Annotated in this window: 19 protein-coding genes; 13 read left to right on the top strand and 6 right to left on the bottom strand. The window is 73.6% G+C overall.

Annotation, left to right across the window (positions count from 1 at the left end):
* Positions 1-42 precede the first annotated feature (42 nt).
* The gene (locus ACOBQU_RS39165) at positions 43-1,338 is read left to right on the top strand and encodes an MFS transporter (protein WP_423635161.1); all 1,296 of its coding nucleotides are present in this window, start codon (positions 43-45) and stop codon (positions 1,336-1,338) included.
* Positions 1,339-1,457: 119 nt separating this feature from the next.
* Here the strand turns inward: ACOBQU_RS39165 and ACOBQU_RS39160 are convergent, their stop codons facing one another.
* The 3 genes from ACOBQU_RS39160 to ACOBQU_RS39150 are packed head-to-tail and all read right to left on the bottom strand — an operon-like array spanning position 1,458 to position 2,727.
* The gene (locus tag ACOBQU_RS39160; RefSeq protein WP_423635159.1) at positions 1,458-1,667 is read right to left on the bottom strand and encodes a DUF397 domain-containing protein; all 210 of its coding nucleotides are present in this window, start codon (positions 1,665-1,667) and stop codon (positions 1,458-1,460) included.
* Positions 1,668-1,688: 21 nt separating this feature from the next.
* A complete protein-coding gene (locus tag ACOBQU_RS39155; protein ID WP_423635597.1) occupies positions 1,689-1,820 on the bottom strand; it encodes a DUF397 domain-containing protein in 132 nt (43 codons plus the stop codon).
* Positions 1,783-2,727, bottom strand: a complete 945-nt coding sequence (locus tag ACOBQU_RS39150; protein WP_423635157.1) for a helix-turn-helix domain-containing protein — start codon at positions 2,725-2,727, stop codon at positions 1,783-1,785. Before ACOBQU_RS39150 ends, ACOBQU_RS39155 begins: the two co-directional genes overlap by 38 nt.
* Positions 2,728-2,869: 142 nt before the next feature.
* Here ACOBQU_RS39150 and ACOBQU_RS39145 point away from each other — a divergent pair, with 142 nt between their 5' ends.
* From ACOBQU_RS39145 to ACOBQU_RS39135, 3 genes are all read left to right on the top strand, one after another.
* On the top strand, positions 2,870-3,106 hold the full coding sequence (locus tag ACOBQU_RS39145) for a hypothetical protein (protein ID WP_423635155.1): 237 nt from the start codon (positions 2,870-2,872) through the stop codon (positions 3,104-3,106).
* A 124-nt stretch (positions 3,107-3,230) separates the two neighbouring features.
* Complete coding sequence (locus tag ACOBQU_RS39140; RefSeq protein WP_423635154.1) at positions 3,231-4,184, top strand: radical SAM protein; 954 nt, start codon at positions 3,231-3,233, stop codon at positions 4,182-4,184.
* Positions 4,185-4,212: 28 nt separating this feature from the next.
* Positions 4,213-5,343: a protein-L-isoaspartate(D-aspartate) O-methyltransferase gene (locus ACOBQU_RS39135; protein WP_423635152.1), complete on the top strand. Its 1,131-nt coding sequence runs from the start codon at positions 4,213-4,215 to the stop codon at positions 5,341-5,343.
* A gap of 161 nt (positions 5,344-5,504) precedes the next feature.
* Here the strand turns inward: ACOBQU_RS39135 and ACOBQU_RS39130 are convergent, their stop codons facing one another.
* Positions 5,505-7,124 carry an MFS transporter gene (locus ACOBQU_RS39130; protein ID WP_423635150.1) on the bottom strand — a complete coding sequence of 540 codons (1,620 nt, stop codon included), beginning with the start codon at positions 7,122-7,124 and terminating at the stop codon, positions 5,505-5,507.
* A gap of 369 nt (positions 7,125-7,493) precedes the next feature.
* Here ACOBQU_RS39130 and ACOBQU_RS39125 point away from each other — a divergent pair, with 369 nt between their 5' ends.
* From ACOBQU_RS39125 to ACOBQU_RS39085, 9 genes are all read left to right on the top strand, one after another.
* Complete coding sequence (locus ACOBQU_RS39125; protein ID WP_423635148.1) at positions 7,494-7,958, top strand: winged helix-turn-helix transcriptional regulator; 465 nt, start codon at positions 7,494-7,496, stop codon at positions 7,956-7,958.
* A gap of 612 nt (positions 7,959-8,570) precedes the next feature.
* A complete protein-coding gene (locus tag ACOBQU_RS39120; RefSeq protein WP_423635146.1) occupies positions 8,571-9,593 on the top strand; it encodes a DUF1702 family protein in 1,023 nt (340 codons plus the stop codon).
* Positions 9,594-9,763: 170 nt separating this feature from the next.
* On the top strand, positions 9,764-10,741 hold the full coding sequence (locus tag ACOBQU_RS39115; protein ID WP_423635595.1) for a DUF1702 family protein: 978 nt from the start codon (positions 9,764-9,766) through the stop codon (positions 10,739-10,741).
* Between the two features lie 5 nt (positions 10,742-10,746).
* Entirely contained in the window at positions 10,747-12,648 is a 1,902-nt protein-coding gene (locus ACOBQU_RS39110; protein WP_423635144.1) for a CRTAC1 family protein, read from the top strand.
* Between the two features lie 145 nt (positions 12,649-12,793).
* On the top strand, positions 12,794-13,726 hold the full coding sequence (locus ACOBQU_RS39105) for an enediyne biosynthesis protein (RefSeq protein WP_423635593.1): 933 nt from the start codon (positions 12,794-12,796) through the stop codon (positions 13,724-13,726).
* Positions 13,723-19,779, top strand: a complete 6,057-nt coding sequence (locus ACOBQU_RS39100) for a type I polyketide synthase (RefSeq protein ID WP_423635142.1) — start codon at positions 13,723-13,725, stop codon at positions 19,777-19,779. The genes ACOBQU_RS39105 and ACOBQU_RS39100 overlap by 4 nt, the downstream gene beginning before the upstream one ends.
* Before the next feature lie 4 nt (positions 19,780-19,783).
* Entirely contained in the window at positions 19,784-20,305 is a 522-nt protein-coding gene (locus ACOBQU_RS39095; RefSeq protein ID WP_423635140.1) for an acyl-CoA thioesterase, read from the top strand.
* On the top strand, positions 20,302-20,877 hold the full coding sequence (locus ACOBQU_RS39090) for a flavin reductase family protein (protein ID WP_423635138.1): 576 nt from the start codon (positions 20,302-20,304) through the stop codon (positions 20,875-20,877). Before ACOBQU_RS39095 ends, ACOBQU_RS39090 begins: the two co-directional genes overlap by 4 nt.
* Entirely contained in the window at positions 20,874-22,286 is a 1,413-nt protein-coding gene (locus tag ACOBQU_RS39085; RefSeq protein WP_423635136.1) for a cytochrome P450, read from the top strand. The genes ACOBQU_RS39090 and ACOBQU_RS39085 overlap by 4 nt, the downstream gene beginning before the upstream one ends.
* A 62-nt stretch (positions 22,287-22,348) precedes the next feature.
* Here ACOBQU_RS39085 and ACOBQU_RS39080 read toward each other — a convergent pair whose 3' ends face one another.
* Complete coding sequence (locus ACOBQU_RS39080; RefSeq protein ID WP_423635135.1) at positions 22,349-23,122, bottom strand: helix-turn-helix domain-containing protein; 774 nt, start codon at positions 23,120-23,122, stop codon at positions 22,349-22,351.
* 13 nt (positions 23,123-23,135) lie between these two features.
* Positions 23,136-23,966 carry a ParB N-terminal domain-containing protein gene (locus tag ACOBQU_RS39075; RefSeq protein ID WP_423635133.1) on the bottom strand — a complete coding sequence of 277 codons (831 nt, stop codon included), beginning with the start codon at positions 23,964-23,966 and terminating at the stop codon, positions 23,136-23,138.
* Between the last annotated feature and the right edge of the window lie 345 nt (positions 23,967-24,311).

Genomic DNA, 24,311 nt, shown 5'->3' with positions numbered 1-24,311 from the left:
CCGCCCCACCCGGGCCCCGGGCCCCGGACCCCTGGAGCCTCCATGGCCACCGCACAGACCGCCCCGCCCGAGCCCGCCACCCCACCGGCCCACCGCGACGGCAACGTCCTGCGCTGGCTCGCCGCCCACACCGCGTCTCTCGTCGGCGACAGCGTGTACTTCGTCGCCCTGGGCTGGACCGCCCAGAAGACCGCGGGCCCCACCGAGGTCGGCCTGGTCATGGCCGCGGGCGCACTGCCGCGGGCGCTGCTGATGCTCGGCGGAGGCGTCCTGGCCGACCGGTTCGACCCCCGGCGATTGCTGCTCGGCAGCGACGCGCTGCGCTGCCTGCTGATCCTCGCGGTCGCCGCCGCGGTCGCGCTGACGGCCCCGAGCCTGTGGCTGCTCGTCGCGCTGGCGCTGGTCTTCGGCGCCGTGGACGCGCTGTTCCTGCCCGCGGTCGGCGCCCTCCCGCAGCGCCTCACCCACCCCGCTCAGCTGGCCCGGGTCAGCGGCCTGCGCTCGCTGTCGACGCGCCTCGGGCAGATCGCGGGCCCGCCCACCGGCGGCCTGGCCCTGGCACTCGGCGGACCGGCCGCCGCCTTCGCCGCCGCCGGTCTGCTCTTCGCCCTCTCCCTGCCCCTCCTGCTGACCCTGCGGACACGCCCCCCAGAGCCCGACGCGCCCGGGAGGCCGCGTCCGGGCACGGCCCGCCAGGACCTGCTCGACGGCCTGCGCTACATCCGCCGCCACCGGCTCATCGGCCCGCTCGTCGCCGCGGGCGCCGTCTGCGAGTGCAGCCTGCTCGGCACCCTCAACGTCGGCCTGGTGCTCCTCAACGCCGAACGCGGCTGGGGTCCTTCCGGCTACGGCTGGATCGTCGGCGGCTTCGGCACGGGCGCGGCGGCCAGCGCCGCGCTGCTCGCCCTCACCGGCTGGCTGCCGCGCGCCGGTCTCATGCTGGCGGGCACCCTGCTCGCGGGCTGCGCGGGCGCCGCCACCATCGCACTCGCGCCGTCCCTGTGGCTGGCCGCGTCCCTCGCCGCGGCCATCGGGCTGTGCGCGGGCGTCTTCGGCGGCCTGGACAGCGCCCTCATCCAGACCGCCACGGACCCCGCCCACCTGGGCCGGGTCACCGCCGTCGCCCTGCTCGCCACGGTCGGCCTCGCCCCCCTCAGCTACCCCCTGGTCGGCACCGCCATCGCGACCTGGGGCACCGCCCCCGCCTTCGCGGCCTGCGCCCTCTTCGCCAGCCTGGGCGCGGCCATCGCCCTGACGTCCAGCGCGGTACGCCACGCCGAACTGCCCCACCCGCGACGGCCAGCGACCGAAGCGACTTCACGCGGAAGCGGAAGGTGAGAGCGGCCGGGCCAGCCCACTGGCCGGAACCCGCCCGGTCTCGGCCAGCGGCCGGAGAGGCGAAGGACGCAAGGAACCACAGCGCCAGCGCACCAGGCTCCGACCGGCCTCCGCGCTGCTCAGGCGTGGAACGTGTCCTGTCGTATGGCTGTGACGAAGGTCTGCCAGGTGGATCGTTGGAAGAGGAGTGCGGGGGTGTCTGGGGTCTTGCTGTCACGGACGGGGACGACGTCGGGGATACCGGGGGCTATCTCGATGCAGTTGCCGCCGTTGTCGCCGCTGTAGCTGCTCTTGATCCATGCCGTCGTGTGGGGTTCGTTACGGTGCATGGTGTCCGTGCCCTTCCCTCTTCAGGCGTGGAACGCGTCCTGGCGTATGGCCGTGACGAAGGACTGCCAGGTGGATCGTTCGAAGATGAGCGCGGGGGTGTCTGGGGTTTTGCTGTCACGGACGGGGACGGCGCCGGGGATACCGGGGGCTATCTCGATGCAGTCGCCGCCGTTGTTTGCGCTGTAGCTGCTCTTGATCCATGTCGCTGTGCGGAGTTCGTGCCTGTCCATGGTGCCCGTACCCTTCCATCGCCTCACTGATCAGAGCGGCGGATTCGCGAGCTGACAGAGCGTCCGCCCTGAGCACATCATAGGTCTGGCTATGGCTGGCGTAGACGGCCGGATCGTCGTTGAAGTGGCCTCGGTCCAGGGACTCTGAGTAGACCCACTCGTGCCCGTCGGGAAGCTTGATCAGGGACATGGACGTGGCGGGGCGATTGAGTACAGGGTCGTCAGCTGGGGCGACCTGCACGCGGATGTTGGAGCGCTGACCGACGGACAGCAAGTGCGCGCACTGATCCCGCATGACAGCCGCGTTCCCCACCACGGTGCGTAGGCAGCTCTCATCCAGCACGGCGATGTACAGCGGACCGTCCGGCGCGAGGAAGCGCTGCTGTCGACTGAGGCGCGCCCTGACACGCTCCTCGACTACCTCGCCGCTCTCGATCAGGGAGAACAACGCCGTTGCGTAGTCCTCGGTTTGCAGCAGGCCTGGGATGAACTGCGTCTGGTACGCACGCAGCGCGACGGCCTCCGCGTCCATCTCCGCCCGCCGCTCGAACCAGTCGGGATGCTCGACCTCGGGGTACCAGTCGATGCGTGCCCACAGTCGGAGCAACACCCCACCCGTGCCGAGGAGTTCATCGCACGCCTTGGCGAACGTGTCCTGCGGTACGCGCGTGCCCGCCTCGATCCGTGCCACGTGGGAGCGGTCGCAGGGGATCCTGCGGGCCAGGGCCTCCTGGGTGAGTCCCGCCGCCTCGCGGTGGTGTCTCAGCACCTCGCCGAACAAGGCGGCGGACGTGGCTCCTGCCCCTCCCGTGGCATTGCGACGGCTCACGGTGTCCCCTTCCGTGTCAGTCGGCCGGTGGCACGCGCACGGCGTTGTGGCCGACGGTTGCGCTGAGCAACGCTGAACGTACCCAAAGTAATTGGCTGTCCGGGTGGAAATGGGGCGGACAGTGACGGCGTACGGAGTTGCGATGGCACGGCAAGAGGCAGCGGTGTCGGTCCCGGAGCGCGGAGCCCTGGTGTTCGATCCGGCGGTGCGGAAAGTGGGTCAGTACCAGGGCAAGGCGGGGCCGTACGCGATGCTCCGCCCGGTCGGCGGGGGCCGTGAGTGGGAGGCCGACCCGTCGAAGATCCGCCCGGCCACCTCAGCGGAACGGCTGAGTGCCGAGGTCACGGCGGCGAACAAGCGTGCCCTGGACAGGCCGTGAACACCTGCGGCCACCCGAGCGGCCCGAGGGCGGAACCCGCAGCCAGGTCCGCGAACGCCGCCTCTACCGGTGACGGCCCCGCCCCCGGCCGGACGAAGCCCGACTCACCTGAAGGGAAGGACCTGTGACGACTACGTCAACAGCCCCGGCGACGCCCGCGGCTCCCACGTTCCTCGAACTGGAGATCACCCGTCGCTGTCAGCTCACGTGTGCCTCGCACTGCTACGCCGAGGCCGGGCCCGCCAGGGGACACGGCAGCATGACCGGCGACGACTGGCGGAACGTCATCAGTGACGCCGCCCGCGTCGGCGTGGAAATGGTGCAGCTGATCGGCGGCGAACCGACCACGCACCCCCAGTTCACCGCCCTGCTGACGCACGCGCTGAACTGCGGGCTCGCGGTGCGGGTCTTCAGCAACCTCTACCGCGTACGGCTCGAGTGGTGGGCCCTGTTCGCCCACCCGCGCGTCACCCTCGCCACGTCCTACTACTCCGACGACCCGGACGAGCACGACGCCATCACGGGGCGCGGTGGTAGCCACGACAGGACCCGGGCGAACATCCTTGAGGCAGTGCGCCGCGACATTCCGATCAAGGTCGGCATCATCCATATGAGGGAAGGGCAGCGCAGCGATCAGGCCCGCGCCGAGATGGAATCTCTCGGCGTCACGCACGTACGCGTCGACCGTGTCCGCGAAGTCGGCAATGCCGCGGTCAAGGCCGACGCCCTTCCGTCCGTCACGCAGTTGTGCGGCTCCTGCGGGCAGGGTCGCGCCGCCGTCGGACCCGACGGTCAGGTCTGGCCGTGCGTCCTGTCCCGCTTCCTGCACCCCGCTGGAAACGTGCGGACCTCGCGACTGGCCGACGTGTTCGCCTCAGACACCTGGGCGGCTCTCGTCTCCGCGATCCCGCGCCCACGCCGGGGCGCGTGCGTACCCGACTCCTGCACCCCCAAGGAGGACTCGTGCCAGCCTTCGCCGGGGACGGATACGGACAGGACCGTGACCGCCTGCAACCCGGACCTGGACGGCGACGACTGCTCACCGGCCGAAACCCCCGCCTGCCTGCCCGCGCACTAGAACCGCACTGGAACGAGGAGTGGTCGCATTGGACTGGGAGACACACGCCGCGCGCCTGGCCGCCGCCGCGGTCCGGCCCGAGTCGCGGTGGCGCCAGCCGCTCGCGACCGTCCCCCGGCACTACTTCGTCCCCCGATGGTGGGCGAACGACGGCGAGCGGTGGGTTCTTCAGGACGGGCCCCGTGAGCCCGAGGCGTGGATGAGGGCGGCCTACAGCGACCGCACGTTGGTGACTCGCGTGGGCCCGCTGCACGCCGACGACGCCGAGCTGGGCGCCGAGGTCGCTACGGGTCGCCCCACGTCGTCGTCCACTCTGCCGAGCCTGGTGGTCACGATGTACCGGCACGCGATGATCGGTGACGACTCGGACGTGTTGGTGACGACCGGAACGGGCTACGGCACCGCGCTCGCCTGCCAGCGCCTTGGCGACGAGCGCGTGACGAGCATCGACGTCGACGCCGCCCTGGTGGACAAGGCGAGGGCCCGCCTGTACGAGATCGGCCTGCGCCCGCGGACGGCCGTCCGCGACATCACCGGGCCGCTTCCGGGGACGTACGACCGGATCGTCTCCACCGTGTCCGTGCGGGGCGTACCCGCTACGTGGCTGACCGCGTTGAAGCCGGGCGGACGGCTCGTGACGACGATCGCCGGTACCGGCTTGATCGTGACGGCGGACAAGGCCAAGGACGGCGGCGCCGTCGGTCGCGTCGAGCCGGACCCCGCCGGGTTCATGGAGACCCGGCAGGGCGACGACTACCCGCCCGGTCTCGACGCCGTGTACGAGCAGGCGAGGGAGGCGGAGGGGGACGAGGTGACCACCGGCCGCTACCCGGCGCTCTACGTACCCGACGCCTGGGACGTGTGGTCAACGCTGGAACTGACCGTTCCCGGCATCGAGCACCGGCGCCGGGACGACGGCAAGCGGCGCACCGTGTGGCTGCTGCACGCCGACGGCTCCTGGGCCCGCGCCGAGGGGTACTGGACGGACCCGCCGACGGTGCACCAGAGCGGGCCGCGGCGCCTGTGGGACGAACTGGAGCGCATCCGGCACTTCCTCAACCACGAGGGAACGCTGCCGGTCTACGGCGCCAGGGTCCGCGTCGATCCGGACGGGACCTGCCACTTCAGGCGCGGGGCCTGGTCGGCGACCATCGAGTAGGGCGCCCACGCCTCCTGCTGCCCCGCGCCCGCCCCACCACCCGGCAGGTCGCGCCACCCGCCGTCACGTGCCCCTCCGCGACCGTCTCTGCGCCGCGGAAGCGACCGAAGCGACCCACCGCGCGAGTTGAGGGCGGCTCGGGCACGCCCGGCGCGCCGCGGCTAGCGCGGGGTGAGTTCGTCCCGGTGCGGAGTCGTGGGGCGGTTCGGGGTGGAGGGCGGGGGCGTGCGGGTCTCCAGGCCGTACTTGGCGAACGCCGTCGACGCCAGGGCCATGGGGATCGCGATGACCGTGGCGACCCGGCCCGTCGGCATCGCGGACAGCATCCAGCCGACCATCGGCGGGCCGATGATGCCGCCCGACTTGGTGCACGCGGCGGACAGGCCGCTGCCCAGGCCGCGGAACGACGTGGGGTACACCTGCGCGGTGTAGGGGCCGAGGACCGAGACGACGCCGCTGGCGCCGGTGAGCAGGCTGATCAGTACGGGGATCGCCACCTGCGGGCTGTCCAGGGGCAGCGCGGTGAGCGCGACCAGCGACCCCGCGGTGACGGCCCCGTACAGCGTGATGGTCTTCCGCGACGACCAGTGGCTGTAGAGCCACGCGGCCACGGCCGTGCCCGGGATGGAGAGCACCGACGAGGCGAACAGGATCCGCGACGCCGGGGTCTTCAGGCCCGAGTCGTCGAGGACGGTCGGCAGGAAGGTGACGAAGCCCCAGTAGACCAGGCCCCAGGAGAGCGCGAACGCCGAGATGACCAGGGTCTGGCGCAGATAGCCGGGGCCCACCAGGGCGCGCGCCCCGCCCTTCGTCCGCGGCTCCGGCGGCGCCAGGTGCAGGCCGAACTGCTCGGCCATGCGGCGCGCCTCGGCGGTGCGGCCGCGCGACGCCAGGAAGCTCGGGGACTCCGGGATCCAGCGGTTGAGCCCCAACAGGGCCAGCGCCAGCGGCAGTTGCAGGAACCACAGCACCCGCCAGCCGTAGTGGGGCTCGAACGCCGCGGTCAGGCCGCTGGCCGCCAGGTAGCCGCCCACCGTCGTCAGGCCCGCGATCAGCACCATCACCGCGCTGCGCCCGGGCAGCACCTCTGACATCAGGGCGTACACGATGGGCAGCATGCCGCCCGCCGACATGCCCATGAGCACGCACATCAGCACGTTCGCCTCGAAGCTCGGCATGGCCCCGCACACCGTGGTCGCCACGAACAGCAGGGCCGCGAGAAGCACGGAGGAGCGGCGGCCGATGCGGTCGGCCAGGTGCCCCCAGAGCAGCGAGCCGAGCACCGTGCCCGTCAGGCCGCCCATGGGCAGCGCGGCCACCTCCGCGGCGGTCAGGCCGTACTCCTCCCGCGCGCCGGGCAGGATGAACGCCAGCGTGGCGGGCTTCATCTGATCGACGATCAGGGCGAAGGACAGGACGGCGATCAGCCGTCGCCGCAGCCGGGTGCGCTGGCGCGGGGTGGTCGGCACCCCGGTGGGCGGCTCGGTGTGCGGGGCAGTCGGCGGGGCGGTCGACGGGGGCGTCGCCGCGGCCGCCTCCCGGTCGGCGGCGGTCAGCTCGCGCGGCACGAGCCCGGCGCCCGAGAAGAGCAGGCCCACCACGATCGCCACCATGGCCGTCCACATCGTGGGGCCCATGTCCATGTGGGCCATGTGGTAGTCCATCCCGGCGGCGTCGACGTACATGCGGATGTGCTCCGCCACCCCCGCCGCGCAGATGACGATGCCCGCCCAGAACAGCAGCGGGCGCGGGATCAGACCTCGGTGCCGGAAACGGTCCATGGGGGAGTTCCCTTCGACTGGCGTACGGGCGGGGACATGGGTGAGTTCCGTACGTGCGGGGGCGGTTGTCGGATCAACCGGGCTTCGGGGGAGGGGGAGGGGGAGAAGGAGGGGGGCGAGGGGCTTGCGGGGAGGGTGCTCGGGTACGGGGAGAGGCGCGTCGGGCATGGGGGAGGGACGCGTCGGGTACGGGTCAGGGGCGCGTCGGAGGCGGGTCAGGGGCGCGTCGGGGGCGGATCCCCGAGGTATCTCAGCAGGTGTGCGGGGCGCGGTCTTCTCCTCGATTGCGCACTTCCGCCCCGCCCCCGCCCCCCGTCGCCACCCCTAGTGAGTCTCTTGAAGAAACTGACTGCGCGATAGCATGACCGGATGCTGAGGCGCACGTACGAGGGCCAGGACTGCTCCCTCGCCCACGCACTGGAAGTGGTGGGCGAGCGCTGGTCGTTGCTCATCGTCCGGGACGTGCTGCTCGGCATCAGGCGGTTCGACGGGCTCCTGCGCGAGCTGGGCATCGCCCGGAACGTGCTGACGGACCGTCTGAACCACCTGGTGAAGCACGGGGTCCTGGAGCGGGTGCCCTACCAGGAGCGGCCGCTGCGGCACGAGTACCACCTGACGCGGATGGGGCGCGAGCTGACCCCGGTCGTGGTGGCGTACATGCACTGGGGCGACCGGCACCTCGCGGGCGAACTCGGCCCGACCCGCCGCACCGAGCACATCGGGTGCGAGGGCCTGGTGTTGCCGCTGCTGATCTGTACGGACTGCGAGCGGCCGGTGGCCGACGACGAGGTGACCGCGCGTCCGGCCCGGCAATCTGGAAGACGATCCCGCTGACGAATCCGGTTACGTTGGTGTGCATCGCGGATTCCGCGCCGCCGCCGCTGCGGAAAAAGCGCCGTGGAATCACCACCGGGGAATCACCGCCGGGGAATCACCTCCGGGGAATCACCTCCGGGGAATCGTCGCCGTGGAGACACCACTGCGAAATCGTCACCGCTCAAGCGCTGCCGTGAAAGCGCTGCTTCGGAACAAGGGGTACGTCGATGCCTATGTCCGCGCTCAGCACCGCCTCCGGAATTCCCTCCGGCGCGTTTGAACGATATGCCGTCGAGGCCGCGTGGACCGCGGAGAACGCGGAGGCGTTCCCGGCGGCACCCGTCCGCGCCGGGGGCGAGTGCGTCGGCGGCCCCCCGGCCGTCGGCGAACTCCTCGCCGCCGCCCTCCACATCGCCCTGGGCCGCCTCGCGCAGGTGCCGCGACCGCCGCGACCGCCTCGACCGTCGGCTACCGCCGGGTAACGCACGCGGGAAGATGCCCGCTGCACGGACCCGGACTCACGATGGCCTTCATCGACACGAATCCCGGACAGGTCCCCCACGGGACTCACACGGGGCCGCCACGGGATCGACACATGCCAGAGGCGCATTCCAGACGAGGGGGTGACCCATGCCTGACGTACCCGGCGCACTGCGCAGACTGCTGCTCGCGCCGCCGCTGGCCCATGTGGGGTTCGAGCGGCGCGGGTTCGACGTGCCGCCGTCCGCCGCGGCGGACCGGCTCCAGGCCGTGCCGCGCACGGTGGTGTGCGGCTTCGAGTGGGCCATCGCGGCTCGCGGCCAGGCCGAGATCGAGCAGCGCGTCCACCTGGTCGACCCGGAGCTGCGGGGCTTCGCCTACGAGGGCGCGATCATGGCCCTGTGCGTACGGGACGCCATGGGCCGGGGGCGGGGCTGGGGCGCCGCCCGTGAGCCGGGGCCGGTGGCCGGGCCCGGCAGCCGTGCCGCCGCCCTGCTGCGCGGCCCCGCCCGGCCGCACGTCTTCCTCGCGTACATCGGCGTCGGCTTCGCCCTGGCCAGGCTGCCGAGGCCGCTGTGGAAGAAGGCCGCGCCCGACCTCACCGGCGCCGACTACCCGCAGATGAGCTGGCTGGCCGTCGACGGGTACGGGTTCGACCGCGCCTACTTCGACACCCGGCGGTGGGTGGACGAGCAGCGGGTGCCCGCCCCCTACCCCTGGGAGGGCGCCCCCGGCTACTTCCCGCGCGCCGTGGACCAGGGCGTCGGCCGCGCCCTGTGGTTCGTGCACGGCGGCCGGGCCGCGCACGTCACCGCCGCCGTGGGCCGGTTCGCCGAGCGGCGCCAGGGCGACCTGTGGAGCGGTGTCGGCCTGGCCGCGGCGTTCGCGGGCGGGTGCGCGCCCGCGGACCTGGCGGCGCTGCGGCACGCGGCGGGCGCGCACCGGGCGGAGCTGGCGCAGGGCGCGGTGTTCGCGGTGAAGGCGCGGTCGTACGCCGGTCTGGTGCCGGAGCACACCCGTGCCGCCGCCGAGGCGCTCGCGGGCCTGACCGCCGAGGCGGCCGTCGCGCTCGCCGACGACAGCGCGGTGCCCGCCGGAGGGGCCTGGGGGACCCCGGCCTACGAACTGTGGCGGCGCAATGTGCGCGACCGCGTCACGACCGGCGTCTCCTGAGGAACACCGGGCCACCGCGTTGCCGGACCACCGAATGGCCGCCTTGCTGGACCACCGAATGGCCGCGTTGCCGGACCACCGAAGTACCGGACCACCGAATTACCGAAGTGCCGAAGTGTGGAAACACAGCCGGTGTGCGAAAGGGAATCGACGAAGGGTAGTTCAGCGTGATGGGAGCAAACCTGCGTGCGCTGCGGCGCCGTGTTCTCACCCCCAGTGTCGCGCAAGTACGCCTCGACCGAAGGGGATTTCGCAAGAAGGACCCGATGGCCCAGGAACTCCTGGAGACCATCGGCCGGAACTTCCTCAAGGGCTACGGCCACGCCGTCGAGTCCCGCACGCTGGCGGAGCTCGAACACCGCCTCGACGGCGTGCCCGAGCGCTTCCGCGGCTTCGCCCACGAGGGCGCGGCGATGGGCTGCACCGTGCTCGACGCCCTGCCGGGCAGCGGCGGCAAGCGGCTGAGCGCGCTCCTGGCGGGCGACGGGCGCCACCACGTCTACATGGCGTACGTCGGGATCGGCTGGGCCATGGCCCGGCTGCCCCGGTTCCGCTGGCCCGACGTGTCGTCGACCGACCCGCTCATCCGCTGGCTGATCCTCGACGGCTACGGGTTCCACCAGGCGTACTTCAAGACGGAGAAATACGTGTACGGGACCTACCAGGACCTGTCGCTGCGCTGGCCCGACGGTCCCGCCCCGTATGTGCGGCGCGCCGTGGACCAGGGCATCGGCCGCGCCCTGTGGTTCGTCGGCGGCACCGACCCCGATGCTGTCATGACCCTGACCGAAAGGTTCCCGGCGGAGCGCCGCGGCGACCTCGTCAGCGGCATCGGGCTCGCCGCCACCTACGCGGGCGGCGCCGACGAGGCGGAGCTGCGCAAGCTCGCCCAGCGCGCCGGACAGCTGCGCCCGCAGCTCGCCCAGGGCTCCGCGTTCGCCGCCGAGGCCCGGGAGAAGGCCGGACTGACCGGGCCCGAGACCCACCTCGGCACCCAGGTGCTGTGCGGCCTCGACGCCGCCGACGCGGCGCGCGTGTGCCGCGACCTGCGGCCGTCGGGCACCGCGAGCGCGGCGGCCGACGGCCTCGCGTACGAGCAGTGGCGGCAGCAGGTCGCCCAGGACATCGCCGCACGAGGGGAGTTCTAGAAACCATGGCCCTGCGCACCCGCCTACGCGGGCAGATCCCGGGAATCGTCGCCCTCACCCTGATGGTGAGCGCCTTCTACGCCGTGCGGCTGCCGACCCCCTCCGAGGCCGACGTCGAGCGCGCCGCGGAGAGCTACTCCTTCCAGCCCATGTCCCTGGCCATGCCGTCCGGCTTCGAGCAGCAGACCATCCGCGAGGTGAACAAGGACTACAAGAACATCGAGGCGTGGATCTCCTCGGTCGGCGCGGGCATCTCGATGAACGACGTCGACGGCGACGGCCTCTCCAACGACCTGTGCGTCACCGACCCCCGCATCGACCAGGTCGTCGTGACCCCGACCCCGGGCAAGAAGGCGGACCGGTACAAGCCGTTCGTCCTGGACCCCGCCCCGCTGCCCATGAGCGACACCATGGCGCCGATGGGCTGCGCGGCCGGTGACTTCAACGAGGACGGCCGCACCGACCTGCTCGTCTACTACTGGGGCCGCACCCCCGTCATCTTCCACGCCAAGCCCGGCGCCAAGAAGCTCGGCGCCGCCGCGTTCGAACCGGCCGAGCTGGTACGGGGCGTGGGCACGACCACGTACACCGGACCCCAGTGGAACACCAACGCCACCACGATCGCCGACTTCGACGGCGACGGGCACGACGACATCCTCGTCGGCAACTACTTCCCCGACAGCCCCGTCCTCGACCCGTCCCTCGACGGCGGCGTGGAGATGAACGACTCGCTCTCGCACGCCCAGAACGGCGGCGAGGACTTCATCTACCGCTGGACCCCGCGCGGCTTCGAGAAGGCCGCCGACGCGCTGCCCAAGGACGTCAGGAACGGCTGGACGCTCGGCGCGTCCGCCACCGACCTCGACGGCGACCAGCTCCCCGAGCTGTACCTCGCCCACGACTTCGGCACCTCCCGCCTCCTCCACAACCGGTCGAGCCCCGGGAAGATCGACTTCGCCGCCGTGGACGGCCCGCGCGACCCGCTCACCCCCCGCTCCAAGCAGCTCGGCCGCAGCTCCTTCAAGGGCATGGGCGTCGACTTCGGCGACCTCGACGAAGACGGCCTGTACGACATGTTCGTCAGCAACATCACCACCTCCTTCGGCATCCAGGAGTCCAACTTCACCTTCATGAACAAGGCCGCCGACAAGAAGTCCCTGCGCTCGGACTTCAAGGTCGGCAGGGCGCCCTTCGAGGACCGCAGCGCCCCGCTGGGCACCGCCTGGTCCGGCTGGGGCTGGGACGTCAAGACCGGCGACTTCGACAACAGCGGCGAGCTGGAGATCGTCCAGGCCACCGGCTTCGTCAAGGGCAAGACCAACCGCTGGCCCCAGCTCCAGGAGCTGGCCATGTCCAACGACGGCCTGGTCTCCGACCCCGACTGGTGGCCCCATGTGAAGCAGGGCGACGACATCGGCGGCAACCAGACGCTGCGGTTCTTCTCCAAGGACGACGGCCGCTACATCAACGTCGCCGGGAAGCTCGGCATGGCCGTGCCCATCCCCACCCGGGGCGTGGCGACGGGCGACGCCGACGGCGACGGCCGCCTCGACCTCGCGGTCGCCCGGCAGTGGGGCGAGCCCGTCTTCTACCACAACCAGAGCAAGGCCGCCGGAAGCCACCTCGGCCTGCGCCTGCTCCACCCCTCGGGCTCCCCGGCCGTCGACGCGCAGGTCTCCGTGACCCTGCCCGACGGCACCCGCCGGATCAGCCGGGTCGACGGCGGCGGCGGCCACTCCGGAAAGCGCAGCCACGACGTGCACATCGGACTCGGCGACGGCGTCCGCGGCCCCCTGGACGTGACGCTGCGCTGGCGGGACCGGTCCGGCGAGGTCCGCGACGACAAGCTGCGCCTCGCGCCCGGCCGCCACACGATCGAACTCGGCTCCACGGCGAAGGAGAAGTGACGTGACGGACACGACCGCGGCCAACGGGACAGGCCCGGCCAACGCACCCGGCCCGAGCGGCAACGGCGCCGGACCGGCGGGCGGCACGGGCGGCGCGCCGAGCGCCGCCGACGCGCCGCGCCACGACCCGAAGGTCGTCACGGCCCTGCGCCGCTTCGCCATCTCCATCTCCGTCTTCAACATCCTCGGCTACACCCTGCTCGGCTTCGAACAGCCCTGGACCTGGCCGCTGTTCGCCGTCGCCACCGCCTACGCCGTGGAGATCGTCCTGGAGGTCGTCGCGGCCCGCGCCGAGGGCCGCACCCCGCGCTTCCTCGGCAACGGCGTCCGCGGCATGGTCGAGTTCCTGTACCCCGCGCACATCACCGCCCTCGCGCTCAACATGCTCACCTACGTCAACGACCGGGTCTGGGTGATGCTCTTCGGCGTCCTCGTCGCGGTCGGCACCAAGTGGGTCCTTCGCGCCCCCGTCCGCGGCAGGCTCCGGCACTACATGAACCCGTCCAACTTCGGCATCACGGTGATCCTGCTGCTGTTCCCCTGGGCCAGCATCGCGCCCCCGTACCACTTCACCGAGTACGTCGACGGGGCCCTCGACTGGCTGATCCCGCTGGGCATCGTGATGGCCGGGACCATGCTGAACGCCAAGCTCACCAACCGCATGTGGCTGATCGCCGCCTGGGTGCTCGGCTTCGCCCTCCAGGCCGTGCTGCGCGGGCTGCTGTTCGGCACCGCGATCCCCGCCGCCCTCGGCGTGATGACCGGCGTGGCGTTCGTGCTCTTCACCAACTACATGATCACCGACCCCGGCACCACCCCCTCCAAGCCCGTGGCGCAGATCGCCTTCGGCGGCGGCGTCGCCATGGCGTACGGCGCGCTGACGGCGCTCGGCATCGCGTACGGGATCTTCTTCGCCACCGCGGGCGTCTGCCTGATCCGCGGCGGCTACCACTGGTGGCTCGACCTCTCGGCCAAACGCGGCCTGAGCCTGGCGGCGGCACCGCACGGCGTGACCGCCGCACCCCCGGTGGCCCCCCTCCCGGCCACCGGGAACGACAAGGAGGCAATCGCCGCATGACCCGCATAGCCATCGTCGGCATGGCGTGCCGCTACCCGGACGCCGCCACCCCCCGCGAACTGTGGGAGAACGCCCTCGCGGGCCGCCGCGCCTTCCGCAGGCTGCCCGACGAGCGGATGCGCCTCGCGGACTACTGGGACGCCGACCCTGCCACCCCCGACCGCTTCTACGCCCGCAACGCCGCCGTCATCGAGGGCTACGCCTTCGACCGGATCGGCCACAAGATCGCCGGAAGCACCTACCGCTCCACCGACCTGACCCACTGGCTGGCCCTGGACGTCGCGGGCCAGGCCCTGGCCGACGCCGGTTTCCCCGGCGGCGAGGGCCTGCCCCGCCAGCGCACCGGCGTCGTCGTCGGCAACACCCTCACCGGCGAGTTCACCCGCGCCAACCTGCTGCGGCTGCGCTGGCCCTACGTACGCCGGGTGTTCGCCGCGGCGCTCCAGGAGCAGGGCTGGGACGAGGAGCGGCTCGCCTCCTTCCTCGACGGCGCCGAAGCGGCGTACAAGAGCCCCTTCCCGCCCGTCGACGAGGACACCCTGGCCGGTGGCCTCTCCAACACCATCGCCGGGCGCGTCTGCAACCACTTCGACCTGGGCGGCGGCGGCTACACCGTCGACGGCGCCTGCTCGTCGTCGCTGCTCTCCCTCACCCAGGCCGCCCGCTCGCTCGCCGAGGGCGACATCGACGTGGCCGTCGCCGGGGGCGTCGACCTGTCCATCGACCCGTTCGAGATCATCGGCTTCGCCAAGACCGGCGCCCTGGCCCGGCGCGAGATGCGGGTCTACGACCGCGGCTCCAACGGCTTCTGGCCCGGCGAGGGCTGCGGCATGGTCGTCCTGATGCGCGAGCCGGACGCGCTCGCCGCGGGCCACCGGATCTACGCCACCGTCGCGGGCTGGGGCATCTCCTCCGACGGCCAGGGCGGCATCACCCGGCCCGAGGCCCACGGCTACCGCCTCGCGCTGCGCCGGGCCTACGAGCGCGCCGGGTTCGGCATCGGGACCGTGCCGCTGTTCGAGGGCCACGGCACCGGCACGGAGGTCGGCGACACCACGGAGCTGACCGCGCTTGGCCAGGCCCGCGCCGAGGCGGCACCGGGCGCCGCGGCCGCCGCCATCAGCTCGGTCAAGGCCATGATCGGGCACACCAAGGCCGCCGCGGGCGTGGCGGGCCTCATCAAGGCGGCGATGGCCGTCCACGAGGAGGTCCTGCCCCCGGCCGTCGGCTGCGTCGACCCCCACCCCCTGCTCACCGCCGACACCGCCGCCCTGCGCGTCCTGCGCACCGCCGAGCCCTGGCCGGACGGCCTGCCCGTGCGGGCCGGGGTCACCGCCATGGGCTTCGGCGGGATCAACACCCATGTGGTGCTGGACAAGGGGGGTGCCGGTGGGGGTGCCAGTGGGGGTGCCAGGGGCACTGTGGCTGGCGTGGCTGCCGGGTCCGTCGGGTCTGCCGTGCCCGCCGCCTCTGCCGGGTCCGCCGCCTCTGCCGTGCCCGCCGCATCCGCCGACCCGACCGGCGGCGCCACCGGCGCCACCGGCGCCGCCTCGCCCTCCCGCCCCCTCGACCCCCGCACCCGGGAGCTGGCCGCCTCCGCGCAGGACGCCGAGCTGCTCCTGGCCGACGGCGCCACGCCGGGCGCGCTGCGCGAACGCCTTGCCGCGCTCGCCGACTTCGTCCCCAGGCTGTCCTACGCCCAGCTCGCCGACCTCGGCGCCACCCTCCAGCGCGACCTCGGCGACGCGCCCCACCGCGCGGCGGTCGTCGCCGCCTCCCCCGAGGAGGCCGAGCGGCAGTTCCGGCTGCTGCTCGACGCGCTGGACGCGGGCCGGACCGAGCACTTCGCCCCGGACGGCCAGGCCTTCCTCGGGCACGCCGAGCGGCCCGCCCGGCTCGGCTACCTCTTCCCCGGGCAGGGCTCCGGGCGCGGCGGCGCCGTCGGCGCGCTGCGCCGCCGCATGCGCGAGGCCGCCGACGTGTACGCGGCGGCCGCGCTGCCCGCCACCGGCGACACCGTCGCCACCGAGAGCGCCCAGCCGCGCATCGTCACCGGCTCCGTCGCGGGCCTGCGCGCCCTCGAAGCGCTCGGCCTGGACGCGGGCGTCGCCGTCGGCCACAGCCTCGGCGAACTCACCGCGCTCCACTGGGCGGGCGCCCTCGACGCGGCGGCGCTGCTGCGCACCGCCCGGCTGCGCGGCCGGACCATGGCCGAGCACAGCGCCTCCGGCACCATGGCCTCCCTCGGCACGTCCGCGACCGGCGCCACCGCCCTCGCCGACGGGCTGCCCGTCGTCGTCGCCGGGTACAACGGCCCCGAGCAGACCGTGGTGGCCGGACCCGTCGACGCCATCGGCACCGTCGCGGCCCGGGCCCTGGCCGCCGGGGTGGTCTGCACCCGGCTGCCCGTCTCGCACGCCTTCCACTCGCCGCTGGTGGCCCCGGCCGCCGACGCGTTCGCCGCCCACCTGACCGAACTGGAGTTCACCCCCGTCGGGCGGCGCGTCGTCTCCACCGTCACCGGCGACGCCCTGGCCGCCGACACCGACATCCCCGCCCTGCTGCGGCGGCAGATCACCGACCCGGTGCTCTTCGCGCCCGCCGTCCAGCGCGCCGCCGCCGACGTCGACCTGTTCGTGGAGGTCGGCCCCGGCCGGGTGCTCGGCCACCTCGCGGCCGACGCCACCGGCACCCCCGCGCTGTCCCTGGACACCGACGACGAGTCGCTGCGCGGGCTGCTCCGCGTCGCCGGTGCCGCCTGGACGGCCGGGGCGCCGCTGCGCCACGCCCGGCTCTTCCAGGACCGCCTGGTGCGGCCCCTGGAAGTCGGCGCCGAACTCCGGTTCTTCGCCAGCCCCGCGGAACAGGCACCCCAGGTGGCCGTCCGCGGCGGCCAGGGCGCGGCCACCCCGCCCGGCGGCGACACCGCCGCCCCCGAACCGGCCGGGGACACCGGCGCCACCGACGGGTCCGCCGTCGAGGTGCTGCGGCGCATCGTCGCCGACCGCGCCGAACTCCCCCCGGAGACAGTCGACAGCGGCGTACGCCTCCTCGACGACCTGCACCTCAGCTCCATCACCGTGGGGCAGATCGTGACCCAGGCCGCCCAGCGGCTCGGCATCCCCGCCGCCCACACCCCGCTCAACTTCGCCACCGCCACGGTCGGCGAACTCGCCGACGCCCTCCAGGAACTGGCCGACACCGGGCACCCGGCGGACGGCGAGGCCGCCCCCGCGGTGGCCGGGGCCGCCGCCTGGGTGCGGCCGTTCGCCGTGGACCAGGTCGAACTGCCGCTGCCCGCCCCCGCGCCCACCGCCGCGGACCAGGGCGACGGCCCCTGGACCCTGTACGCCGAACCGGACCACCCCTTCGCCGAGGAGCTGCGCCAGCGCCTCGAACGGGCCTCCCTCGGCGGCGGCGTCCTGGTCTGCCTGCCGCCGTCGTGCACGCCCGACCAGCTCGCCCTGGCCCTCGACGGCGCCCAGGCCGCGCTCGCCAACGACACCGCCCGCCGCTTCGTGCTCGTCCAGCACGGGCGCGGCGCCAGCGGCCTGGCCAAGTCGCTGCACCTGGAGGCCCCCTACCTGCGGACGACCATCGTGGTCCTGCCCGTCGACGCGGCGGACACTGCGGACCCTGTCGCCCTGGTGTGCGCCGAGACCGCCGCGACGACGCACTGCACCGAGGCGCACTACGACACCGCGGGCGTGCGCACCGTCCCCACGCTGCGCGCCCTGCCCGCGCGCCCGGCCCGCCCGCGGCAGCCCCTGACCGCGTCCGACGTGCTCCTGGTGACCGGCGGCGGCAAGGGCATCACCGCCGAGTGCGCCCTCGCCCTCGCCCACGACAGCGGCGCCCGGCTCGCCCTCATCGGCCGCTCCGACCCCGCCGACGACCCGGAACTCGCCGCCAACCTGCGGCGGATGACCGACAGCGGCGCCACCGTCGGCTACGCCCGCGCCGACGTCACCGACGCCGACCAGGTCCGCGCGGCCGTCGAGCGCCTCACCGGCCGACTCGGCCCCGTCACCGCCGTCCTGCACGGCGCCGGGCGCAACGAGCCCACCGCCCTCACCCAGCTCGACCCGGCCGCGATCCGCCGCACCCTCGCCCCCAAGGTCGACGGACTGCGCGCCGTCCTCGACGCCGTCGACCCCGGCGGGCTGCGGCTGCTCATCAGCTTCGGCAGCGTCATCGGCCGCTCCGGGCTGCGCGGCGAGGCCCACTACGCCATCGCCAACGAATGGCTCACCGACCTCACCGAGGAGGTGGCGCGGCGCCACCCGCGGTGCCGCGCGCTGTGCCTGGAGTGGTCGGTGTGGTCGGGCCTCGGCATGGGCGAACGCCTGTCCGTCGTCGAGTCCCTGGTCCGCGACGGCATCACCCCCATCTCGCCCGACCAGGGCGTGGCGGCCCTGCGGCGGCTGCTCGCCGACCCCGACGCGCCCACCACGGTGGTGGTCAGCGGCCGCACCGAAGGCGTCGGCACCGTGCGGCGCGAGCAGCCGCCGCTGCCGCTGCTGCGCTTCGTCGACAAGCCCCTGGTCCGCTACCACGGCGTGGAGCTGGTCACCGAGGCCGAGCTGAGCGTGGGCAACGACCCCTACCTCGCCGACCACCACCTCGACGGCAACCTGCTGTTCCCCGCGGTGATCGGCATGGAGGCGATGGCCCAGGTGGCGGCGGCCCTCACCGGCCGCACCGGCGTACCGGTGATCGAGGACGCCGAGTTCCTGCGCCCGATCGTCGTCCCGCCCGGATCCAGCACCACCATCCGTGTCGCCGCGGTCGCCACCGACGACGACACCGTCACGGCGGTCATCCACAGCGCGGAGACCGGCTTCGCCGCCGAGCACTTCAAGGCCCGCCTGGTGTTCGCCGAGGACGCGGCCGTGCCCGAGGGGCCGCCCCACCAGGCCGCGGACGGCACCACGCCGGTGGCGCTCGACCCGCTCACCGACCTCTACGGAGACGTGCTGTTCCAGAGCGGGCGCTTCACCCGGCTGCGCCGCTACCACCGGGCCGCCGCCCGGCACGTGGACGCGGAGGTCGCCACGTCCGGCGGCGACCGCTGGTTCGCCGGGTTCCTCCCCGCCGACCTGCTCCTCGGCGACCCCGGCATGCGGGACGCGCTGATGCACGGCAACCAGGTCTGCGTACCGCACGCCACGCTCCTGCCGCAGGGCGTCGAGCGCGTCCACCCCTGCGGCGGCAAGCCCACGGCGGGCCGCCTGCGCTACAGCGCCACCGAACGCCACCGGGACGGCGACAGCTACACGTACGACATCGCCGTACGCACCGAGGACGGCGACGTCGTCGAGCGGTGGGAGGGGCTGCGGCTGCGCGCCGTGCGCAAGGGCGACGGCCGCGGCCCCTGGGCGGCGCCGCTGCTCGGCCCCTACCTGGAGCGGATGGCCGAGGACCTGCTGGGGGTACGGGTGTCGGTCGCCGTCGAGCCGGAGGAACCGGACGGCCCGGGGGAGCCGGGCGGGCCGGGGGAGCCGGGGGAGGGGGACGTCACCCGGGCCGCCGAGCAGCGCCGGGAGCGCACCGCCGCCGCCCTGCGGCGCGCCCTGGACGGCCCCGCCGAGCTGCGCTACCGGCCCGACGGGCGGCCGGAGCTGGCCGGGGTGGACGGCGGGGCGGTCTCCGCGGCCCACGGCCCGGGGCTGACGCTCTGCGTGGTCTCGGCCTCCGCGGCCACCGCGGCTTCCCCTGAGGAAGGAGCGCTCGCCTGCGACGTCGAGGCCGTCGTCCCGCGCCCCGACACCCAGTGGGCCGCGCTCCTCGGCGGCGAGCGCGCCGCCCTGGCCGAGCTGGTCGTACGCGAGACCGGCGAGGCGCCCGACACCGCCCGGACCCGGGTGTGGACGGCGACCGAGTGCCTTCAGAAGGCCGGGCTCACCGGCCCGGCGCCGCTCGCCCTCGACCCCGACCCGCAGGGCGGCTGGGCCGTGTTCACCTCGGGCGGCCTGCGGATCGCGACGCTCGCCACCCATGTGCGCGGGACGGCGGAACCCGTCGTCCTCGCCATCCTCACAGGAAGGCGCTAGCGAAATGGCGGACTACGCGAACTACGCGAACTACGCGGACTACGTGGACTACTTCGAGCACCGGCACACCGTCGGCTTCGAGGAGACCAACATCGTCGGCAACGTCTACTACGTCAACTACCTGAGCTGGCAGGGGCGTTGCCGAGAGATGTTCCTCAAGCGGCACGCTCCGGAGGTGCTTGCCGAGATCCGGGCCGACCTCAAGCTCTTCACGCTGAAGGTCGACTGCGAGTTCTTCGCCGAGATCACCGCGTTCGACGAGCTGTCCATCCGCATGCGGCTCGCCGACCTCGCCCAGACCCAGCTGGAGTTCACCTTCGACTACGTCAAGCTCGACCCCGGCGGCGGCGACGGCCCCGGCGCCCCCGGCGCCCTTGAGACCCTTGTCGCCCGGGGCCGCCAGCGCGTGGCCTGCATGCGCGGCCCCAACACCGCGACCGTCCCCTCCCTGGTCCCCGAGGCGCTGGTGCGCGCCCTGGAGCCGTACACGCAGTCCACCGAGCCCCGGCTGCGGAGGACGGCGTGAGCGCCCGCCCCGCGGGCCCCCGCCCGCTGCCGGACGCGCCGGGCCCCGCCGACGGGGTGACCGACGTCAGGGACCCCGCCCACCTGCGCCGCGCCTTCGGGGCGTTCGCCACCGGCATCACCGTCGTCACCGCCGGTGGCCCCGCCCCCCGCGGCATGACCGCCAACTCCTTCACCACCGTCTCCCTCGACCCGCCGCTCGTCCTGGTCTGCGTCAACCGCGAGGCCGTCATGCACCAGGTCCTCACGGAGGCGGGCCACTTCGGGGTGTCGCTGCTTGGCGCCGGACAGGAGTCCGTGGCCCGGCACTTCGCCGACCGGTCCCGGCCCGCCGGGCTCGGGCAGTTCACCGAGGGGACCTGGCGGCCGGGCCCGGTGACCGGCGCGCCGCTGCTCGCCGACGCGCTCGCCCACTTCGAGTGCGCGCCCTGGCGGCAGTACGACGGCGGCGACCACACCGTCTTCCTCGGGGAGGTCCTCGCCATGCGCAGGCGCGGCGGCCGGGACGCGCTGCTGTACGTCGACGGGCGCTTCCGGGCCCTGGCGCCCGGCCGCGCGGAGGCGGCCGCATGAGCTGGGCGGCGCGCACCCCGCCGGGACCACCGCGCCGAGAGCTGCCCCGGCTGTTCCGCAAGCTCGTCACCGACCGGCTCGGGCTGCTCTCCGAGGCCGCCGAGCTGGGCGACGCCGTCCAGGTCGTCCTCGGCCCCCGGACGCTGCACGTCTTCAACCACCCCGACCACGCCAAGCACGTCCTCGCCGACAACAGCGCCTCCTACCACAAGGGCATCGGCCTCACCGAGGCCAAACGCGCCCTCGGCGACGGCCTGCTGACCAGCGAGGGCGAGCTGTGGCGCCGTCAGCGCAGGGCCGCCCAGCCGTCGTTCCAGCACAAGCACCTGGGCGCGCAGGCCGCCGTGATCGCCGAGGAGGCGGCGCAGCTCGTCGCCCGGCTCCGCACCCACGTGGGCGGCGAACCCGTCGACTTCACCGGGGAGCTGACCGACCTCACCCTCAGCGTGCTGGGGCGCACCCTGCTCGACACCGACCTGTCCGCGCACGGCGCGGTCGGGCACGCCTTCGAAGCGGTGCAGGACCAGGCGATGTTCGAGATGGTGACCCAGGGAATGGTGCCGCTGTGGGCGCCGCTGCCCCGGCAGCGGCGCTTCCGCCGGGCCCGCGCGGAACTCCAGGGCGTCGTGGACCAGCTGGTCGCCGAGCACGGCGCCAGGTCCGCCGAGGGCGGCGCCAAGTCCGCCGAGGGCGGCGCCGGATCCGCCGAGGGCGGCGCCGGGTCCGTTGAAGGCGACGACCTGCTCTCCCGGCTGATCGAGTTCACCCGGCAGGAGCCCGACCCCCGCGTCGGGCGGCAGCGCCTTCGCGACGACCTGGTCACGCTGCTGCTCGCCGGGCACGAGACGACGGCCAGCACCCTCGGCTGGACGTTCCACCTCCTGGACCGGCACCCCTGGGCGGCCGAGCGGGTCAGGGACGAGGCCGTCGCCGCGCTCGGCGTCCGCCTGCCCGGCCTCGCGGACCTGCACCGGCTGCCGTACACGACGATGGTCGTCCAGGAGGCCATGCGGCTCTACCCGCCGGTGTGGATCCTGCCCCGCAGGGCCCAGCGGCCGGACGACGTCGGCGGCTACCACGTGCCGGTCGGCACCGACGTGCTCATCTGCCCCTACACCCTCCACCGGCACCCCGCGTTCTGGCCCGAGCCCGAGCGGTTCGACCCGGAGCGGTTCGACCCCGAACGGCCGGTGGAGCGGCCCCGCTACGCCTACATCCCGTTCGGCGCGGGGCCGCGGTTCTGCATCGGCAGCAACCTCGGCATGACCGAGGCCGTCCTGGTCACGGCCATGATCGCGCGGGAGCTGAGCCTGCGGACGGCCCCCGGCCGCGAGGCCGTCCCCGAGCCGATGCTGTCGCTGCGGGTCAAGGGCGGGCTCTTCGTCCAGGTCCGTGCCGCCGGGACCTGAGCCGCGGGGGACGGCGCCCGGCCCCTCCCGCGGGCCGGACCCCGCCCCCCGGCGGCCCGCGGTCAGCCCGCCGCGGCCACCGCTTCGAGCGCGGCCATCCGCATGTCGAGCAGCGCCAGCAGCACCGGCGGGTCCAGGGCCCCCATGGGGCGCAGTTCGATGTCGGCGGGCTTGGGGAGGGTGTCCTCGCTCATGGTGACCGGCCCGTAGGCCCCGATGGAGGGCGAGGCGTCCTCGCCCGTCCCCTCCACCTCCTCCATCCCGTACGGGACCGACTGCACCAGCACGTGCCAGGTGCCCTCGGGCACGTCCTCCAGCAGATACGGGCCGGGCCGGTCGAGCACCTCGCACCGCACCGGCCGCCCCTGCGGGATACAGCCGGGGAACAGGCCGATGAACACGAACCCGGCCGGACTGCCCTGCGGGGCGTGCACGGTGCCCCGCAGCGACAGCGGGCGCGCCCGGCCCGTGGGCCCGGAGGCGACGGTGTTGATGCGCTCGGCGAACCCGCCGAGCTGACGGTAGGTGGTCGGGGCCAGGCCGACGGAACTCTTGAAGCGCGAACTGAAAGTGCCCACGCTCTGATAGCCGACGATATTGCTGATGTCGGCGATGTTCAGCTCCGTACTGACGAGCAGACGCTTTGCTTCCTGAAGTCGGAGAGCCGAGAGGAATCTGCCGGGAGAGGTACCCGTCATGCCTTTGAACATTCGGGTGAAGTGGAATTTGCTGAACATGGCGGTCTCCGCCATGTCATCGATGGTGATCTCCTCGCCGAGGTTCTCGTACATGGCGCTGATGACTCGTGTCACGGCTTGCTCGGCGGCGCTTTCCATAACTCCTCCTGCGTCATGCGTTTGATTCCTGTCGAGTGAGTTCGTCGGCCATGTGCTGCCAGGCCCGCGCACAGTGCCGGGCGAGTTCCGCTACGGCGTCGGCGCGGTGGGCGGGGACCGAGTGGGCCAGGGCCCGCAGGTCCTCGTCGAGGACGGTCTTGAGGTGCAGCCAGCGCAGCAGCCCGCGCCCCGCGTCGGTGTGCCTCAGGCTCGGGTCGCCGGTCAGCTCGCGCAGGATCGACAGGCGCTCGCCCGCGCCGTCCGCCCGCGCCGCGGCCACCGGGCGGGCGGGCGCCGCCCCGGCCCTTCCGGGCACCGGCGGCTCGCCGCGCCGCAGCCGTCCGCGCACGTCGTGGGCGGTCGCCACCGACACCCCGGCCGCCCTGGCGACCTGGCGCAGCGACGCGTCGGGGCGGGCGGCGACGATCTCGGCGGCCCGCCACCGGCCCGCCGCCCCGTCCAGGGGATACCAGCGGCCGTCGGCGCCGACGCGGCTGTTCGCGTGCGCGGACTCCGCGGCCGAACACGCCGCCGCCTGACCGCGCGGCGCCGCCGTGGCCACGCCCCGGCGGATCGCGGCGACCGTCTTCGCGGACAGTCCGGTGCGGGCGGCCACCGTGCGGTCGGACAGCTGCGGGCACGCCGCGAGGACGCGCTCGGCGGCCGCCTTGCGGTCGGACAGCGAAAGGGGAAGGCCGTGCGCGATGTTCTCCTCGACCGACCGCAGGAACAACTCCTCGCGGCTGCCTTCGGTGAAGGTCACCTCCACGGTCCGCTGGCCCTTCAGGGCCGCCGCGCGCAGCCGGTGCATTCCGTCGACGACGCGCAGCGTGGCCCGGTGCACCAGGATCGGCGGAAGTTCCGCATCCGAGTCGGCGAGCCGCCGCAGATGCCGCTCGTCGATTCCGTCGAGGCGGGGGAATCGGCTGGCAAGAGGTCGGAGATGGCGACGGTGTGACGGCCCGCCCGTAACCGCGGAGCACTGGTCAAAATGAGCTCCCTCGCAGATGACTCGCAGTTGACTCACGGTCGATTCGACACAGGAAATGCTGGGCCGGATGCGGGTTTAGGGCACACGTGACCACGCTTCTTCATGGCTGATCTTTGCTGCTTCAATGAGAGTACTGGCTCGAACAGCTCTGGCCAAGGGTCCCTCGGCCCATTGCTCGGCCCGGCCCGTGTTCCGCAA

It is taken from the genome of Streptomyces sp. G45, from assembly GCF_049542095.1.
GTDB lineage: Bacteria > Actinomycetota > Actinomycetes > Streptomycetales > Streptomycetaceae > Streptomyces.
The sequence above is the reverse complement of the archived record's forward strand: the minus strand, read 5'-3'. Positions and strand labels throughout refer to the sequence as shown.